The sequence below is a fragment of the Pelagerythrobacter rhizovicinus genome, from assembly GCF_004135625.1.
In the GTDB taxonomy this organism is placed as follows: Bacteria; Pseudomonadota; Alphaproteobacteria; order Sphingomonadales; family Sphingomonadaceae; genus Pelagerythrobacter; species Pelagerythrobacter rhizovicinus.
Map to the genome: position 1 here is coordinate 1,109,167 of NZ_SDPV01000002.1, position 16,291 is coordinate 1,125,457.

General features: G+C 64.2%; 12 protein-coding genes and 1 tRNA gene. 2 read left to right on the forward strand and 11 right to left on the reverse strand.

Annotated features, from left to right (window positions below):
• Positions 1 to 3: 3 nt before the first annotated feature.
• The 3 genes from ETX26_RS13185 to cysD form a co-directional block, all read right to left on the reverse strand.
• Positions 4 to 747 (reverse strand): 3'(2'),5'-bisphosphate nucleotidase CysQ, encoded by a 744-nt coding sequence (locus ETX26_RS13185; RefSeq protein ID WP_225425778.1) that lies wholly within the window; start codon positions 745 to 747, stop codon positions 4 to 6.
• Between the two features lie 11 nt (positions 748 to 758).
• Complete coding sequence (gene cysN, locus ETX26_RS13190) at positions 759 to 2,681, reverse strand: sulfate adenylyltransferase subunit CysN (protein ID WP_129525112.1); 1,923 nt, start codon at positions 2,679 to 2,681, stop codon at positions 759 to 761.
• A gap of 122 nt (positions 2,682 to 2,803) precedes the next feature.
• Positions 2,804 to 3,706: a sulfate adenylyltransferase subunit CysD gene (gene cysD, locus ETX26_RS13195; protein WP_129525113.1), complete on the reverse strand. Its 903-nt coding sequence runs from the start codon at positions 3,704 to 3,706 to the stop codon at positions 2,804 to 2,806.
• Between the two features lie 181 nt (positions 3,707 to 3,887).
• Between cysD and ETX26_RS13200 the strand changes: the two genes are divergently transcribed.
• Positions 3,888 to 3,961, forward strand: a tRNA-Gly gene (locus tag ETX26_RS13200).
• A gap of 103 nt (positions 3,962 to 4,064) precedes the next feature.
• The gene (locus ETX26_RS13205) at positions 4,065 to 4,820 is read left to right on the forward strand and encodes an SDR family NAD(P)-dependent oxidoreductase (RefSeq protein WP_129525114.1); all 756 of its coding nucleotides are present in this window, start codon (positions 4,065 to 4,067) and stop codon (positions 4,818 to 4,820) included.
• An 85-nt stretch (positions 4,821 to 4,905) separates the two neighbouring features.
• On the opposite strand, the gene ETX26_RS13210 is transcribed toward ETX26_RS13205, so the two are convergent.
• The 8 genes from ETX26_RS13210 to ETX26_RS13245 all read right to left on the reverse strand — a co-directional run bounded on the left by ETX26_RS13210 (position 4,906) and on the right by ETX26_RS13245 (position 16,277).
• On the reverse strand, positions 4,906 to 6,588 hold the full coding sequence (locus ETX26_RS13210) for a flavin-containing monooxygenase (RefSeq protein WP_225425779.1): 1,683 nt from the start codon (positions 6,586 to 6,588) through the stop codon (positions 4,906 to 4,908).
• Between the two features lie 140 nt (positions 6,589 to 6,728).
• Positions 6,729 to 9,002 (reverse strand): TonB-dependent receptor, encoded by a 2,274-nt coding sequence (locus ETX26_RS13215; RefSeq protein WP_129525116.1) that lies wholly within the window; start codon positions 9,000 to 9,002, stop codon positions 6,729 to 6,731.
• 189 nt (positions 9,003 to 9,191) lie between these two features.
• Positions 9,192 to 10,502, reverse strand: coding sequence for an MFS transporter (locus ETX26_RS13220; RefSeq protein ID WP_165271775.1), 1,311 nt, complete (start codon positions 10,500 to 10,502; stop codon positions 9,192 to 9,194).
• A 10-nt stretch (positions 10,503 to 10,512) separates the two neighbouring features.
• Entirely contained in the window at positions 10,513 to 11,163 is a 651-nt protein-coding gene (locus ETX26_RS13225; protein WP_129525118.1) for a carboxymuconolactone decarboxylase family protein, read from the reverse strand.
• Positions 11,164 to 11,419: 256 nt separating this feature from the next.
• Complete coding sequence (locus ETX26_RS13230; protein ID WP_129525119.1) at positions 11,420 to 12,640, reverse strand: CoA transferase; 1,221 nt, start codon at positions 12,638 to 12,640, stop codon at positions 11,420 to 11,422.
• Positions 12,641 to 12,684: 44 nt separating this feature from the next.
• On the reverse strand, positions 12,685 to 13,893 hold the full coding sequence (locus ETX26_RS13235; protein WP_129525120.1) for an acetyl-CoA acetyltransferase: 1,209 nt from the start codon (positions 13,891 to 13,893) through the stop codon (positions 12,685 to 12,687).
• Positions 13,893 to 15,344 carry a hydroxymethylglutaryl-CoA synthase family protein gene (locus ETX26_RS13240; protein WP_129525121.1) on the reverse strand — a complete coding sequence of 484 codons (1,452 nt, stop codon included), beginning with the start codon at positions 15,342 to 15,344 and terminating at the stop codon, positions 13,893 to 13,895. The genes ETX26_RS13235 and ETX26_RS13240 overlap by 1 nt, the downstream gene beginning before the upstream one ends.
• A 21-nt stretch (positions 15,345 to 15,365) precedes the next feature.
• Positions 15,366 to 16,277: an SDR family NAD(P)-dependent oxidoreductase gene (locus ETX26_RS13245; RefSeq protein ID WP_129525122.1), complete on the reverse strand. Its 912-nt coding sequence runs from the start codon at positions 16,275 to 16,277 to the stop codon at positions 15,366 to 15,368.
• Positions 16,278 to 16,291: the final 14 nt, after the last annotated feature.

Here is a 16,291-nt window from a genome sequence, read left to right on the forward strand (position 1 = left end):
CCTTCAGCCGATCCGGCGTACCTCCTCGAGCACGCGTTCGGCGTATTCCGGACGGCAGATGAGGAGGTCCGGGAGTTCGGTATCGGGTTCGTTGTAGATGAGGGGGCTGCCGTCGATGCGCGAGCAATGGAGGCCGTGGGCAGCGGCGACCGCGACAGGTGCGCAGTTGTCCCACTGGTACTGTCCGCCCGAGTGGAGGTAGATCTCGGCCTGGCCGCGGACCACGGCCATGGCCTTGGCACCGGCGGAGCCCATTGCGATGAGCTCGCCGCCGATCGCGTCGGCCACGGCGAGCGCTTCTTTGGCAGGGCGGGTGCGGCTGACCACGAGGCGCGGCGTGGCGGCGGGTTCGGGCAGCGCGGCGGTCCGGTCGCTGCGCAGCACCACGCCGCCGTTCAGGCCGGGCAGCGCGACCGCGCCGACCTTGGCCTCCCCGTCGATGGCGAGCCCGACATGGACCGCCCAGTCGTCACGCTCTTCTCCGTACTCGCGGGTCCCGTCGACCGGGTCGACGATCCAGACCCGCGACTTCTCGCGCCGGAGCAGCGTGTCGCGGCTTTCCTCCGACAAGACGCCGTCGTCCGGCCGCTGGGCCCTCAGCGCGTGGAGCAGGAACCGGTTCGAGACCTCGTCGCCCGCACTGCCGAGCGCCTTGCCTTCGAGCAGCCCGCTCTCGCGTATCTCGATCAGAATGCGTCCGGCGGCAGCCGCGATCCGCGCTGCGAGTTCGGCGTCGGTCATGGTCATTGCGCCCTCGATCACTTCAGGGGGAGGATCCTGGAGACGATGTAGTCGGCGGCTTCCTCGACCGTCATGTCGACGGTGTTGACACGGATCTCCGCGTTCTCCGGTTCCTCGTAGGGGCTGTCGATCCCCGTGAAGTTCTTCAGCGTGCCCTCGCGTGCCTTCTTGTAGAGACCCTTCACGTCGCGCGCTTCGGCGACGTCGAGCGGGGTGTCGACGAAGATCTCGACGAACTCGCCGTCCTCCATCATCTCGCGCACCATGCGCCGCTCGGCCCGGAACGGGCTGATGAAGGCGGTGAGGACGATCAGGCCGGCATCGGTCATCAGCCGGGCGACCTCGCCCACGCGGCGGATGTTCTCGATCCGGTCGGCCTCGGTGAAGCCCAGGTCGCGGTTGAGCCCGTGGCGCACGTTGTCGCCGTCGAGCAGGAAAGTGTGCCGGTTCATCAGGTTGAGCTTCTGCTCGACCGCATTGGCGATGGTCGACTTGCCCGATCCGGACAGGCCGGTGAACCAGAGTACGCGCGGGCGCTGGTTCTTCAGGCCTGCGTGCTCCTCGCGGGTGATCGTGGTCGGCTGCCAGTGGACGTTCTCGGCACGCCGCAAGCTGAAGTGCAGCATGCCGGCGCCCACGGTCGCATTGGTCATCTTGTCGATCAGGATGAACCCGCCGAGCACTCGGCTGTCGGCATAGGGCTCGAACACGATCGGCCGCTCGGTGCGCAGCTCGGCGACGCCGATGGCGTTGAGGCCGAGCGTCTTCGCCGCAAGATGCTCCATCGTATTGACGTTGATCTCGTACTTCGGCTCCTGCACCGTCGCCGTCACCGTCTGGGTAGCCAGCTTGAGCCAATAACCGCGTCCCGGCTTGAGTGGCTCGTCGCTCATCCACACGATCGTCGACTCGAATTGGTCGGAGGCTTGCGGCGGATCGTCGGCCGCGGCGATCACGTCGCCGCGCGAGCAGTCGATCTCGTCTGCGAGCGTCAAGGTCACCGACTGGCCGGCGACCGCTTCATCGAGCTCGCCATCGAAGGTCACAACCGACTTGATCGTGCTCGTCTTGCCCGAGGGCACCATGCGGACCGTGTCGCCCGGCTTCACCTTGCCGCTGGCGATCAGCCCGGAGAAGCCGCGGAAGTCGAGGTTGGGGCGGTTGACCCACTGCACCGGCATGCGGAAGCTGCGCGCCTGCGCCGCCGTGCCCGCGACCTCGACCGTCTCGAGATGCTCGACCAGGCTCGGCCCTTCGTACCACGGAGTATTGGGCGAGGGGGCGGCCGTGATGTTGTCGCCCTTGAAGCCCGAGATCGGGATCGCGGTGAACTCCTCGATGCCGATCTCCTCGGCAAAGGCGCGGTAGTCGGCGACGATCCTGTCGAAGGTCTCCCGGTCGTAGTCCACCAGGTCCATCTTGTTCACCGCCAGCACCAGGTGGCGGATGCCGATCAGGTGCGCGAGATACGAATGGCGCCGGGTCTGGACCAGCACGCCCTTGCGCGCATCGACCAGGATCACCGCGAGATCGGCGGTCGAGGCGCCGGTCACCATGTTGCGCGTATACTGCTCGTGCCCCGGGGTGTCGGCGACGATGAACTTGCGCTTCTCCGTCGCGAAAAAGCGGTAGGCGACGTCGATCGTGATGCCCTGCTCGCGCTCGGCGGCGAGGCCGTCGACCAGCAGCGCGAAGTCGAGCTCCTGTCCCTGGGTGCCGACCCTCTTCGAGTCCGACTCGAGGCTGGCGAGCTGGTCCTCGAAGATCATCTTCGAATCGTAAAGCAGCCGTCCGATCAGGGTCGACTTGCCGTCGTCCACGCTGCCGCAGGTGATGAACCGCAGCAGCCCCTTGTTCTGGTGCTGCTCGAGATAGGCGTCGATGTCCTCGGCGATGAGGCTGTCGACCCGGTAGGCGGGTTGGGTGGCGGTGTCGTTCATGATTTAATCCGTCATCCCAGCGAACGCTGGGATCGCGTGCAGTGTAGGGGCGACCAGGCGGCACGAGACCCCGGATCGAGTCCGGGGTTGACCCTGCGGAACGCTTCGCATTCCGTGGCGGGTCAAAAGTACCCCTCCTGCTTCTTCTTCTCCATGCCGGCGCCGCCCTCGTCCTTGTCGATCGCGCGGCCCTGGCGTTCGCTGGTGGTGGTCAGCAGCATCTCCTGCACGACTTCGCTTAAAGTGGTCGCCTCGCTCTCGACCGCGCCGGTCAGCGGATAGCAGCCCAGGGTGCGGAAGCGGATCGAGCGCATGACCGGCTCCTCGCCCGGCTCGAGCGGGAAGCGTTCGTCGTCGACCATCAGCAGCAGGCCGTCGCGCTCCACCGTCGGGCGCGGCGCGGCGAGGTAGAGCGGGACGATCTCGATCCCCTCGGCCATGATGTATTGCCAGATGTCGAGCTCGGTCCAGTTCGACAGCGGGAACACGCGGATGCTCTCGCCCTTGGCTTTCTTCGCGTTGTAGAGGTTCCACAGCTCGGGGCGCTGGTTCTTCGGGTCCCACCCGTGGCTCGCCGTGCGGAACGAGAAGATCCGCTCCTTCGCCCGGCTCTTCTCCTCGTCGCGCCGCGCGCCGCCGAAGGCCGCGTCGAAGCCGTAGTGGTCGAGCGCCTGCTTCAGACCTTGCGTCTTCCACATATCGGTGTGCAGCGGTCCGTGATCGAACGGGTTGATCCCGCGCTCCAGCGCCTCGGGGTTGCGCCACACCAGCAGCTCCATCCCCGCGGTCTCCGCCATCCGGTCGCGCAGCGCGTACATGTCGCGGAACTTCCAGGTCGTATCCACATGCAGCAGCGGAAACGGCGGCGGCGAGGGATGGAACGCCTTGCGGGCCAGGTGCAGCATGACCGCGCTGTCCTTGCCCACCGAATACAACATCACCGGCTTGGTCGCCTCGGCCGCAACCTCGCGCATGATGTGAATGCTCTCGGCTTCAAGCCGCTCAAGATGGGTCAGGCGCTGCATCAAACAGTGTTCTGAGGGGATCTCTGCCGAAGGAAAAGGAATGCCGAATGGCTAACGGATCGGCGCCGAAGCGCAAAAGGGATTTGCTTGAAAGGGACGAAGCGATCGTGTCCCGCGCCGGCAACTGCAAAACGCGATGTTGACGAATCCGCGCGGATGATGGCAAGCGGGTCGGCACCGAGCGGGTATAGCTTAGTGGTAAAGCCCCAGCCTTCCAAGCTGGTTATGCGGGTTCGATTCCCGCTACCCGCTCCAACCAGCCCACGCGCGCAGATGCCGGCGCCTTGACGATGGCTCAAGGGAGGAGCGCCCACATTTCGCCCTGTCCAGAAACGCTGGCATTCGATAGTCGAGCATCATGCGGCTCAACGACAAGCGCGTACTGATTACCGGCGCGGCAAGCGGCATCGGGCTGGCCTGCGCCCGGGAGATGGCTTCCCAGGGCGCCCGTGTGATCGGCAGCGATATCGATCGGGTGGCATTGACCGCCGTAGCTGACGAGGCGGGCATGCGAGCCAGCATGGTGCTGGACGTCGCGGAGGAGCAGGATTGGCTCGCCGCGGCTGCTCGGACGACCGACATGTTCGGTGGTCTCGACGCCCTGGTCCATTCGGCCGGAATCGGTGTGGGCGGGGACCTCACGAACTTGTCGCTCGACAGCTGGCGCCGTCAGCAAGCGGTAAATCTCGACGGAGCTTTCCTGGCCATCAAACACATGCTGCCGCTGCTCCGCGAGGCCGAAGGTGCATCGATCACTCTTATTGCATCGGTGACGGGAATTCGCGGCTCCGCCGTATTTGCGCCCTACGCGGCCAGCAAGGCCGGTGTCATTGCATTGATGCGCTCGGCGGCGCAGGCGAGCGCAGCGGCTGAGGATGGTGTGCGTGTAAATGCGATCGCCCCCGGAGTGATTGCCACGCCGATCTTCGGTCGCATGGAAGGGGTGGACGCCGCCGCCAGCGACCCGATCGCAACTGCGGCGCGCCTTGTACCCCTGGGCCGCGCGGGACAACCCGAGGACATCGCGTATGCAGCGGTTTACCTGGCCAGCGATGAAGCCACTTATGTCACGGGAGTCGTGCTGCCGGTCGACGGCGGTCTTTTGATACGATAGCGCGCGATCGATGCTCGCGGCCGCGCCTGGCGCGGTCACTGCCGATGGCGGGTCCGTGCGACTTCGGGCCGGTCGCTCCCCGCTGTCATCCGAAATCGAGGCGATGGGCGAACTTCTCTTCAGACATTCGCTCCAGGTATTCGAAATAGGCGAGAGGGCCGCCCCCGAACGGGGAGTTCAATTCAAACTCGCGCGGCCTTGCTCCCTCGAAGTTGAAATAGCTTGGTGTGCACTTCTCGAAGAAGGCTAGCCGCTCTGCGGACAGCTTGATGCACAGGTCGACCCACTCGTCTTCCGCTTCTTGTGTGGGCTCCACCGTCTGCGCGCCCTTCTCGAAGCAGTGGGCGATGAGATCGGCCATATAGATCGACTGGACGTCGGCGGTATGGAGATAGTTGATCGACGTTCCCGCCTGCACGATCGTGAGCACGAAGAAGTTCGGAAAGCCGCGCGTTTGCATGCCGAACAGCGTTCGTGCACCGCTGCTCCAATGCTCATCGAGGGAAAGGCCGTTGCGGCCGACGATCGAGAGGCCGGATTCACGCGTGTAGCTGGTCATGAAATCAAAGCCGGTCGCGTAGATAAGGCAATCGAGCTCGTATTCCTTCCCATCGACGATCAGCCCGCGCCGGGTCACCCTTTCAACACCCTGCCCCGCGGTATCGACGAGCGTCACGTTCGGTTGATTGAATGCCTGCAGGTAATGGTCGCTGAATCCCGGTCGTTTGCAGAAGTAGTGGAAGTAGGGTTTGAGTGCCTCGGCGGTCGCTTTGCCTTCCACAATCTCGTCGATCCGTCGACGGACCCGTTCCATCTTGAGAATCTCGGCCTTTTCTCGCTCTTCAGGGGTCATCGCGATCCCGGCCGAGGTTGTCTTTTCCCGGAAGAGATCGGTCATGCTGTCGCTGACCATGTCCGTTACTTGCGGCAGGCCCGAGGTCCACTGCGTAAAGTTGAGCATGCGCTCGCGCTGCCATCCAGGCGGCAGCGAGCGGAACCATTCGACGTCGGTGGGCCGGTTCCCCCGCACGTCGACTGAAGCGGGCGTTCGTTGGAACAGATAGAGATGACGCGCCGATTCAGCCACGGGAGGGACGCACTGAATACCTGTCGACCCCGTCCCGATGATGCCGACCGTTTTCCCTGACAAACCTGTCAGGTTGCCGTCAGCATCCCCACCAGTGAAGTCATAGTTCCAGCGGCTGGTATGAAAGCTCGGCCCCTCGAATGTCTCGATGCCCGGAATCCCGGGAAGCTTGGGGCTGCTGTAGAGACCGGTGGCGGACACGGTAAAGCGGGTTGACACCCGATCGCCACGGTTGGTCGTCAGAATCCACCGCCGGGCGCTGTCGTCCCACACCAGAGTTTCGGCCAGGGTCTGGAACAGAGCGTCGCGATAGAGATCGAACTTGTCCGCGATCAGGCGGCACTGTTCGTGAATCTCTGCACCCTTCGCGTACTTCTCGGTCGGGACGTACCCTGTCTCTTCCAGCAGCGGCAGATAGATGTACGATTCGACATCGCAGCGGATGCCGGGATAGCGGTTCCAATACCAGGTCCCGCCGAAGTCGGCGCCCTTTTCGACGATGACGATGTTCTCGACCCCGCGCTTGCGCAGCTGGACGGCCGTCAGCAGTCCGCCGAAGCCGCCGCCAATTATCACGACGTCGGCATTGCGTTCGACCGGTTCGCGCTCGGTGTCGGAAGGCGCGTTCGGGTCGACATCGAAGGACGCAAATCTGCCTCTCAGCGACTGATACTGCCCCACGGCATCGGTGCGCAGGCGCTTTTCGCGTTCTTCCGCATAGCGGCGGGCAAGTGCTTCGACGTCGATATCCGCCTTGCCATCGCCGTTACTCATCTATTCACCCTTCGTCATCCTCGCCCTGCGGTTCGCCCGCCCAAGCCTCAGAAGCGCACGGTGCCGTTCAGCGAGATCGAACGATACTCGTCCATCCAGTTCAGCGTGCGCGACGTGGCCGTGATCGATCCGGGCAGGCGGATTGCCGCGCCGCGGGAATGTACGTCCGTCAGGTTGCGCCCGACCAGCGCGATGCTCCAGCGATCGTCCTGCGCGCCGAGCTGGATGCGCGCATCCAGCTTGACCCAGCCGTCCTGGACACCCCAGATCGGACTGTATCCGTCGGCAACGAAGTACTTCGAGCGAAATTGTGCGTTGCTGCCGGTCACCAGCTTCAGCGAGCCGAGATCCGCCTCGTGCTGGAAGCCGACGTTCCCGCTCCATTTTGGCGCGAACATCAACGGCAGGCCGGCTATATTGTGCCGAGCGAGGCTCTCGGGATCGGTCGAGTCGCACTGCTCCACCGTCTCGTAGGCGAGGCATGGCGCGCCGGGATAGTCTTCGAATCTCGCGTCGAGATAAGCGACGTTTGCGTTAAGCGAGAGGCTATCCGTAGGAAGAACCTGGACTTCGAGTTCGACGCCTTCAGAGCGCGCCCTGGCCGCGTTGCGGGTGAAGAACGTGCGGCGATCCGGATCGTAGGCGGACTGCTGCAGATCTTCGAAGTCCATGCGGAATATGGCCAGATTCAAAGTGGCGAGGCCATTGCCGAGGCTCGACTTCACGCCGAACTCGTAGTTCATCGACCGTTCGGCTGCGAACTGGAAGCCATCGTCCGAAACGTTGTAGGTGTTCGACACGAACCCGCCCGACTTCGAGCCGCGCGCAACCGTGGCGTAGAGCATCACGTCGGGCGTCACATCGAACTGCAGCGTGCCCGACGGATCTAGATAATCTTCGGAGAGACTGCCCTGGCGGTCGGGGCCGATGGGATTTAGCGCGTCGCCGGACACAGTGCGCTGCGTGAAATGGGCCGACTTCTTTACTTTCGAGTAGCGCAGCCCCCCGATCAGGCGCAGCTTCGGCGAGAAGTTGAAGGTGCCCTGGCCGTAGGCCGACCAGGCATCGCTGTTCTGGTAGAAGTCGGTCGACTGGTGGCCAGTCAGCGTGGCTATGTCGCGGTAATAGGTATCCTGGTGCAGGTGATAGTTCGAGGTGTCGTAGTACACACCGAGGACATACTCGAGAAATCCTCCGAGTGGTGAAGCTATCCGTGCCTCGAGCGACCACTGGTCGAAATCTTCCGGAAAGCCGTTGCCAAACCGTGCGTTGCCGCCGTCCGGCGGCAGGCTGCCGTCCGGCGCTATCTCATCGTAGGCGGTGAACCGCTCGGTCTTGTAGTGCGAGTAGCCACCGATCACGGTCAGTACGTGATCACCGATCCCGACATCGGCATTGATGGCGCTGTTCCAGGTTTCGATGCCGCTTTGTTCGTCCAGCCCCGCGCCGGCATAGTTGTCGGAGATGTATCGTTCATCGCCGAAGTCGTTGTCGTAGACATCTTCGGTGAGCGAGCCGGACACCGTCACGCCGCCTTTCAGCAGATGGCTGCCGTACTCGTTCTTGAACGAGATATCGACGTCGCCAGTCGGTTGCCAGCGCAGTGTAACGCGCGCCATCTCGTCTCGCAGGACCGGTTCGTCACGATCATTATAGAGATTGCGGATGTAACCATCCTGATGGGTCAGCTTGGCCGCTACGCGAATGCCGAACGTATCCGAAAGAGGCGCGCTCACCACGCCCGTGAGATCGACGCCCTGACGCTCGAAATCATACCCGGCTGAAGCGTAACCTTCGAAAACGGGGCCGGGCTTCGCGGAAATCAGGCTGATTGCGCCCGCAGCGGTATTGCGCCCGAACAGCGCGCCTTGCGGGCCACGCAAGACCTCCATGCGTTCGAGATCGAAGAACGGCGCGCTGAACTGCGCCCCGCGGCCGCCGTATATGCCATCGAGATAAACCGACACCTCCTGGTCGAAGGCGACGTTGTTCGGGCCGGAGCCGAACCCGCGGATGAAGACGACAGGGTTAACGCCCGAGTTGAGCACCGTCATGTTGGGCACATAGCTCTGCACGCTGCGCAAGTCGGTGATCTTCAGATCCTCGAGCTTCTCACCGGTGACCGCGGTGATCGAGACGGGGACGTCCTGTAGCTTCTGCTCGCGCTTCTGCGCTGTGACAACGATTTCGCCGAGAGACTGCTGGCGATTGCCGGAGGGTGCGACGGGTTCCGCCTCCTGGGCATGCACGACCCCACCCAGCGCCGCCGAAGCGACTGCAGCGCAAGCCGCCGCAGTTCTCAGATGAGCTGATTTCTTCATCGTCCCCTCCTCTCCGAATGATCGCCGTAAGCACGCCGATTCTTATTATTGCATACAGATTATCGCGGACGGCGCTGAATGCAAGGGGCAAGCCTCCGAAGAATCCGAGACGATGCGCTGCGAAGAAGAGAATTTGAATGCAATTAGGGCTGATTGCACGAGGCGGGTGACTACCTCCGAGATCAGAGGCTAGGCGGGGCGGCGTTCTCCCGACAGTCTTTGCGCAAGGGTACGGCCCGGCCCGATGCCGATCAGTATGAGTATGGCTGCCCCCGCCCCTGCCATCGCGGTCATCGTCGCGAGCGCCTTGCCGATGCCCATCTCGCCACCGAACAGGTTCTCGGCGAGCAATGCGGTGATCGTCGGTGCAATGCCGAAACCGGCGAGGTTCACGCATGCACCGAAGACGGCGGCCATGATCCCTCGCAGGCGATTGGGGGCTAGCGATTGCACCATCGAGATCTGCAACCCGCCGACGACGCTGGCCGCGGCCATGCCCAGGCAGAACAGTACCGCGGCCACCATGAAGTCGCCGGCCAGATAGGCTCCGATAAAGAGCGGAGTATCCACTGCCACCGCAGCAAGCGAGACGAGCACCGGCGCCTCGATTCGACCGCGGGCGACGAGTGCGTCCGCGACCATGCCGCCGGCGAGCAGTCCGATGGTGCCGCCGATCCCGTAGCCGAGGCCGAGGAGCAAGCCGACCTCGCCTGCGTCGAGGCCATGCAGCCGCATGAAGTGAACCGGCCCCCAAACCATGAACGAGTACCCGATCACCGCAATGCACGAGTAGCCGGCAAAGAGCGGCACCAGCGCGCGGGCGTTATGGCCGATGAAGGCGAGGGCATCGCGGATACGCGGGATATCCTGCGTTTCGCCACCCGCTAGCTGCCGCTCCGGCTCCCGGACAGTCAAAGCTATCAGCAGGGCCACCAGCAGGCCGGGCAATCCGATGAGCACGAAGACGGTCTGCCAGGGAGAGGCGTCGGGCATCAGCGGGAGTGTCGTCCCGGTCGCTTGTACCCAGTCGACGAGTTGGCCGCCCAGCATGATGGCGAGGCCGCCGCCGACGGTGGCTCCACAGGCGAAGATGGCCGTAGCAATTCCTCGTCGCGCCGGCCGAAAGTAGTCCGCAATCATCGAGTAGGCGGCCGGATTGAGACTCGCCTCGCCCACCCCGATGAGCGACCGTGCGGCGAACAGGCTGCCGAAGCTGCGGGCAAGCCCGCAGGCGGCGGTGGCACAGCTCCACAGCGATATCCCCACGACGACCGCATTGCGTCGTCCGTGTGTATCAACCCATCGGCCGAACACGAAAGCGAAGAGCACGTACGACCCGGCAAAGGCGGCACCGGCGAGGATGCTCACCTCGGTATCGCTGAGTACGAGATCCGCCTTGACCGGCTCGATCAGCATACTGAGCGCCAGACGGTCGAGAAAGGACAGTGCGCTCGCCACCATCAGGCAGCAAACCACGTAGTACGGATAGACGGCGCGCATCGACACCGCGTCAATCTCGCCGGGGGAGGGGGACGGGCTCGGTGTCGACGAAACCATAGTCCGGCGGCGACGGCATCTCCCGCACGAGTTCGTCGTAGTCGTCGTGCTCCAACCGCAGCGCACGGATCAGAGCGGCATTCATCACGAACATGCCGGTCACGTACGTCAACTCGATAACCTGCTCCGGACCGAAGCACGCCCGTAAGCGTGCGAAGAGGCCATCGGGCACGCGGCCGTGATCGAGCGCGATGCAATCTGCATAGGCAAGCACCGCACGTTCGGTGTCGTCAAAACCTGCGCTGACCTGCCAAGTCGGGATGTCGGCCAAAGCTTCTTCCGGATAGCCCAGCCCACGCAGGATCTTGAGGTGCTCGGAATACATCCAGCGGCATGAACACGCCCATCCGATGCGCGTGATGGCCAGCTCCATGTACTTCAGCGGCAGCTTGCGCTTTTTGGTCTGCTTCAAGTAAAATCCGCGCACCGCGTGCTCGAGCACATCGGGTGAATGCGCGAGGACGGCTTCGTAGTTGCCCGGCGCGCCCGAAGCTGTCGGGCCTGGCTGCGTGGCAGGATCCCGGCCCGGGAACTTCCGGTCGTACATGAACCTTACGAGCGGATCGTTGATATCGGCGCGGCTGACCAGCGGGAGCCGCGGCATCAACGCTCCTCCCGCGCGGGCACTGCACCCGGCAAGATCGGGTCGACGGCCTCGTGGATGGCCCGGCCCGCATCAATGCGCTCCACACCCCTGCGACGAAGTTTCGCCATGCCGCTCTCCCAATGTGCTTGTGCAAACACTCTACATTTTTGCATGCAATGATGGCGGAGCGCCGTCTCGCCGTCCAGCAAAAACAAGCACCTGCTGTGCCTTACAGTGGGTGGAACACGCGAAGTGCTGCGTCTTGCATGCATGTCTATGGCTTCGGGCGTCCCACGATGCCCTGGTCGACGAGGGCATCGAACTGCCCCCCGCCGAGACCCACGATCTCGGTCAGCACTTTCTCGGTGTCCCTGCCGAGGATAGGCGCTGGCCGCGCCGCGCCGCGCGCGTGCCCGGGTAGGCTCGCAATCGCGCCCGGCGCCGCGTAGCTGGCGCCGCTTGGATGGACGATGGAGGAGAACAGCGGATTGTCGGTGACCAGTTCGGGATCGCGAACGGCCTCTTCCATTCGCTGGTAGAGGCCCCAGCAGCATCCTTCCCGATCCAGCGCTGCTGCGAGCTCGGCGCTCTCACGTGCGGCTACCGCCCGTTCCACAAGGGGGTAGAGCGCATCGCGGTGCACAAATCTCTCACTCTCGTCACGCGCAAATGAGGTCTCACGCTCCTCTTCTATGCCAGCGACTTCGTCGGATATGCCGAGAACGGCGACCAGCCCCCGCCATTGCTTTGGTGTGATCGCCATGAGCATGATGCGCTTGCCGTCGCGTGTCCTGAAATCGCGTCCGAAGGCACCGAAGACGTCGTTACCGTAGCGCCGACGATCGCCGCTAAAGAGCGTCTCGGCCAGCTGCCCGAGATTCGCGATCGTGGCGATGCCGACGTCGGCCAACGGAATCCGGACCTCCTGCCCCTCGCCGGTTTCCGACCGGTGGTGCAGTGCCGCCATCGTGGCGAAAGCGGCGTAGGCCCCGGTTAGGAGATCCCATGCGGGTAAGACCGCGTTCACCGGCTCGTCGCCAAGGCTTTCCGGTCCGGTAATGAACGGAATGCCCAAGGCGGAAGCCACCGTATAGTCGAGCGCCGGGCTTCCGTCCGCACGCCCCATGATGCGTGTCAGGATCAGGTCCTCGCGGCGGGCGGACAGCCGTTCCCAGGAAAGAAACCCGCCGACCGGGAAGTTCGTGAGGAAAACCCCCGCCTTCTCGCCCGGCGCGGTCGCGATCTCCGCCAGAAGTTCACGCCCTTCGTCGGTGGACAGGTCGAGTGCGACGGAGAGCTTCCCTTTGTTCAGTCCTTCCCAATAGAAGCTCTCGCCGTTCTCCGCCTGCGGCCAGCGGCGGAAGTCCGGCCCCCCGCCGATCTGATCCACGCGAATGACCTCCGCGCCCATCTGCGACAGATAGAGGCCGGCCGTCGGACAAGCGACGAACGAAGACGCCTCCACCACCCGCAGCCCGTCAAGCAGCGTGTACATCGGTTCTCATCCTTCGAGCACTCCGGAACTGCATCGTCGCTGCGTCACGCACCCTCAAGCCCGACGATCGTGATCGCGGAGACATTCTGGATCGGCGCACCGCCGAGATTGTGGCTCAGCGCCAGCTTCGGTCCGTCGTTGCGCTGCCGTTCGCCGGCCCTGCCCTGCAATTGCAGGTAGTTCTCGTAGATCATGCGCAGCCCCGACGCGCCTATGGGGTGGCCGAAGCACTTTAGGCCGCCGTCGATCTGGCATGGCGTGTGACCGTCAGCGTCATAGAAGCCGTCGAGAATATCCTTCCAAGCCTCGCCCTCTTTGGAAATAAAGAGGTCTTCCATCGTGACCAGCTCGGTGATCGAGAAGCAGTCGTGTACTTCGAGCAGGTCGATCTCCTCGCGGGGATCGGTGACACCGGCCTCGGCGTACGCGCGGGCCGCGGCCTTGCGGGTGGTGTGAAAGTACGTCCCGTCCCAGCCGCCGCCGTGCTGCAGCTCCCAGCCGTTGGAGGTGACGAGCTGGATTGACTTGACCAGGATGGGATCGGTCCTGCCGAGCTCGCGCGCGATCTCCGGCGTGGTGACGATCGCGCAGGCCGCGCCGTCGGATACGCCGCAGCAGTCGAACAGGCCGAGCGGCTCGGCGATCATCGGTGCATTCAGCACCGTCTCGATATCGATCGCCTTGCGCAGATGTGCCTTGGGGTTCTTGGCTCCGTTGGCGTGGCTCTTGACCGAAGCGTGCGCCATCGCCCGCTTGAGGTCGTCGCGCGAAACGCCATGCTTGGCACGGTAAGGGGCGGCGATCTGCGCGAAGTTGCCGGGGGCCGAGCCGGTGACGCCGTACATGTCGAAGTTGAGCCCGCGGCTGCGTGCAGGCAGGCCGCCGTAGCCTGTGTCCTTCAGCTTCTCGACGCCCATCGCCAGCGCGATGTCCGCCGCGCCGGATGCCACCGCATAGACCGCCCCGCGGAACGAGTCGGTACCGGTCGCGCAATAGTTCTCGACCTTGGTCACGCCGATGTCCGGGAGCCGCAGCGCCGTCGCCAGCGGAATGCCTGAAGGGCCGATGCTCTGCGCCTCGAACCCGACGCCGAGCCAGGCCGCGTCGATCCGCGACACGTCGATCCCGGCATCGGCGATGCATTCGTCGAACGCCTCGACCATCAGCGTTTCGGCATCGTCGTTCCACCGCTCGCCGAACCGCGAGCAGCCCATACCGACGATCGCGACCCTGTCCTTGATTCCCCGCGCCATCAGGCGTCTCCCTCGTTCACCGGTACGGCTTTCCAGAAGTATTTGGTGAAGCGGCGCTGCTCGTCCTCCGCCTTGATGCGAAAGACCATGCGCATCGCGCGGCCGACTTCCACATCGTCGGACCCGACTTCGGCGAATTCGGTGACGAGGCGCCCGCCCCCCTCGAAATCGAGCGTGCCGTAATATGTCGGCGGATCGGGCGAATAGCCGAGCGCATCGGCGGTGTAGGAGACGATCCGTGCGCTGCGGTCCGCCAGCGGATAATCCTCCTGCGCCCCTTGCTTGCGCCCATTGGGATCGACGGAGATCGCACTCGGCGGGAATTGGACGGTGCCGGTCACGGTGCAGCGCGAGCCGACCAGACCGAGGACGGCCGCGCGCTTGCGATAAAGCGTCGTACCAGGCTGCTTCTGATCCAGCTCGGCGCGAATGCCGCGCTCGAGATCGATCAAACCGCGATGGAACAGGAAGCGCATGTAGTTGTGGTCGGGCATGCCATCCGCGATGCGGGCGGCGACCGAACGGCACGAGCGATGATCGGCGATGGCGTCGGTCGCCTCGAACAGCAGAACGTCCGCGCCCTGCCCGAATCCCGTGACGAGAATTCGCTCACCCGGCAATGCCCGATCGAGAGCGCTGGCCAGCAGCAGCAGGGGGTGCCCGGTACCGGTGTCCCCGATCTCCACGGAGAGCGTGTCGACCACGGCCTCATCCTTCAGTCCCAGCTTGCGGGCGATCGCCTTGACCGCTCCAGCGGACGCAATGGGCAGAACGACATGGTCGATATCGCCTGCCGACACCTTGGCCTCCGCCAGTAAGGCCTGCACTGCATCGGCGAGGATCGCGAGATGACCTTCCTCGCGCACCCAGCGGCTTTCCCATTGGTAATCGAAGCTCTCGCCGCTGGCGCGGAAGTGATCGACGAAATCGACGGTCACCGAATGGCTGGCGACCAGTCTGGCAATGGGCACGCCGCGGCCGACGAGGATCGCCGCCGCACCGTCCCCCTGCACCAGTTCCGCTTCGGATGCGGGACGCGCCTTGCGCAAATCCGACCCGATGCACAGGCGCGTGCGTGAACCTTCCAGCGCATCGCGCAAGGCGCTCGTCGCCGCCCGCATGCTGCCGCCGGCATCGAGCGCGGCGATCCTTTCGGACAGATTGAGCGCCTCCTTGACGATACCGGCATTGGACCTGTCGGCGAAAGGGTGTGTCACGCTAGCCAGGGTCAGCCCTTCGACTGCCGCACGATCGCGCCCGTCGAGGCACGCGCGGGCCGCTTCGACCGCCATGGTCACGGTGTCCTCATCCCAGTTTGCGATAGCGCGGTGCCCTCGCGCCAGACTCTTGAGACCCGGCGCAAACCACCGGTTCGCATCATGGATCGCGGTGCGATCGAGGCGGCGGCGCGGCAGATAGATACCGCACGATAGAATGCCGAAGTCGCTCATTCGAATTCCGCCCGCTTCATGTCAAACCGGGTCCCAACTGAACAGCTCGGGCGAGCGGATCATCGACGCGAAGTCCGAACGGACGGCGGGAATGAATTCGTCGGCAATCGACTGCGCCGTCCATCCATCCGACCGGTGCATGGCGCGGATCGGGCGCGGCTTCGAGAACAGGAAGATCTCGTTCTTGCGGACCGCGAATATCTGGTTGGTCACGTCCTTCGCCAGATCGGACGCGAGGAACGCCACCAGCGGCGCGATCTTGTCCGCGCTCATCGCCTGCATGCGCTCCAGCCGCTTCTGCTCGTCGGGATTGTCGGACGGGATCGTGGCGATCATCCGGCTCCACGCGAACGGCGCGATGCAGTTCGACCGCACACCGAAGCGCTGCATGTCGAGCGCGATGGACTGCGACAGGCCGACGATCGCCATCTTGGCCGCCGAATAGTTCGCCTGCCCCAGATTGCCGATCAGGCCGGAGGTCGAGGTGAAATGGATGAAGCTGCCCGAACCCTGCTCGCGGAAGTAAGGCGTCGCCGCCTTCGACACGTTGAACGCGCCGTTGAGATGCACGTCGACGACGGCGCGCCAGTCCTCGAGGCTCATCTTGTGCCAGATCCGGTCACGCAGGAAACCGGCGTTGTTGATCACCGCGTCAATACGGCCGAATTTCTCGACCGCATCCTCGACGATGCTGGTGGCACCGGCCGGATCGGTCACGCTGGCGAGGTTGGCATGGGCGGTTCCGCCGGCCTTCGCGATCTCGTTCACGACTTCGGATGCCGGTCCTTGATCGTTGCCTTCACCATTGGCGGATACCCCGTGGTCGTTGACGATCACGCTCGCGCCCTCGCGCGCGCAGAGCAAGGCCAGTTCGCGCCCGATCCCGCGTCCGGCGCCGGTCACGGCGACGACGCGGCCTTCCAGAATTCCCATTATCGCTTTCCCGT

Excerpts from the sequence above, each read along its gene's own strand:
- ETX26_RS13185 (WP_225425778.1), bottom strand. The coding sequence starts at position 747 with ATGACCATGACCGACGCCGAACTCGCAGCGCGGATCGCGGCTGCCGCC.
- cysN (WP_129525112.1), bottom strand. The coding sequence starts at position 2,681 with ATGAACGACACCGCCACCCAACCCGCCTACCGGGTCGACAGCCTCATC.
- cysD (WP_129525113.1), bottom strand. The coding sequence starts at position 3,706 with ATGCAGCGCCTGACCCATCTTGAGCGGCTTGAAGCCGAGAGCATTCAC.
- ETX26_RS13205 (WP_129525114.1), top strand. The coding sequence starts at position 4,065 with ATGCGGCTCAACGACAAGCGCGTACTGATTACCGGCGCGGCAAGCGGC.
- ETX26_RS13215 (WP_129525116.1), bottom strand. The coding sequence starts at position 9,002 with ATGAAGAAATCAGCTCATCTGAGAACTGCGGCGGCTTGCGCTGCAGTC.
- ETX26_RS13220 (WP_165271775.1), bottom strand. The coding sequence starts at position 10,502 with ATGCGCGCCGTCTATCCGTACTACGTGGTTTGCTGCCTGATGGTGGCG.
- ETX26_RS13225 (WP_129525118.1), bottom strand. The coding sequence starts at position 11,163 with ATGCCGCGGCTCCCGCTGGTCAGCCGCGCCGATATCAACGATCCGCTC.
- ETX26_RS13230 (WP_129525119.1), bottom strand. The coding sequence starts at position 12,640 with ATGTACACGCTGCTTGACGGGCTGCGGGTGGTGGAGGCGTCTTCGTTC.
- ETX26_RS13235 (WP_129525120.1), bottom strand. The coding sequence starts at position 13,893 with ATGGCGCGGGGAATCAAGGACAGGGTCGCGATCGTCGGTATGGGCTGC.
- ETX26_RS13240 (WP_129525121.1), bottom strand. The coding sequence starts at position 15,344 with ATGAGCGACTTCGGCATTCTATCGTGCGGTATCTATCTGCCGCGCCGC.
- ETX26_RS13245 (WP_129525122.1), bottom strand. The coding sequence starts at position 16,277 with ATGGGAATTCTGGAAGGCCGCGTCGTCGCCGTGACCGGCGCCGGACGC.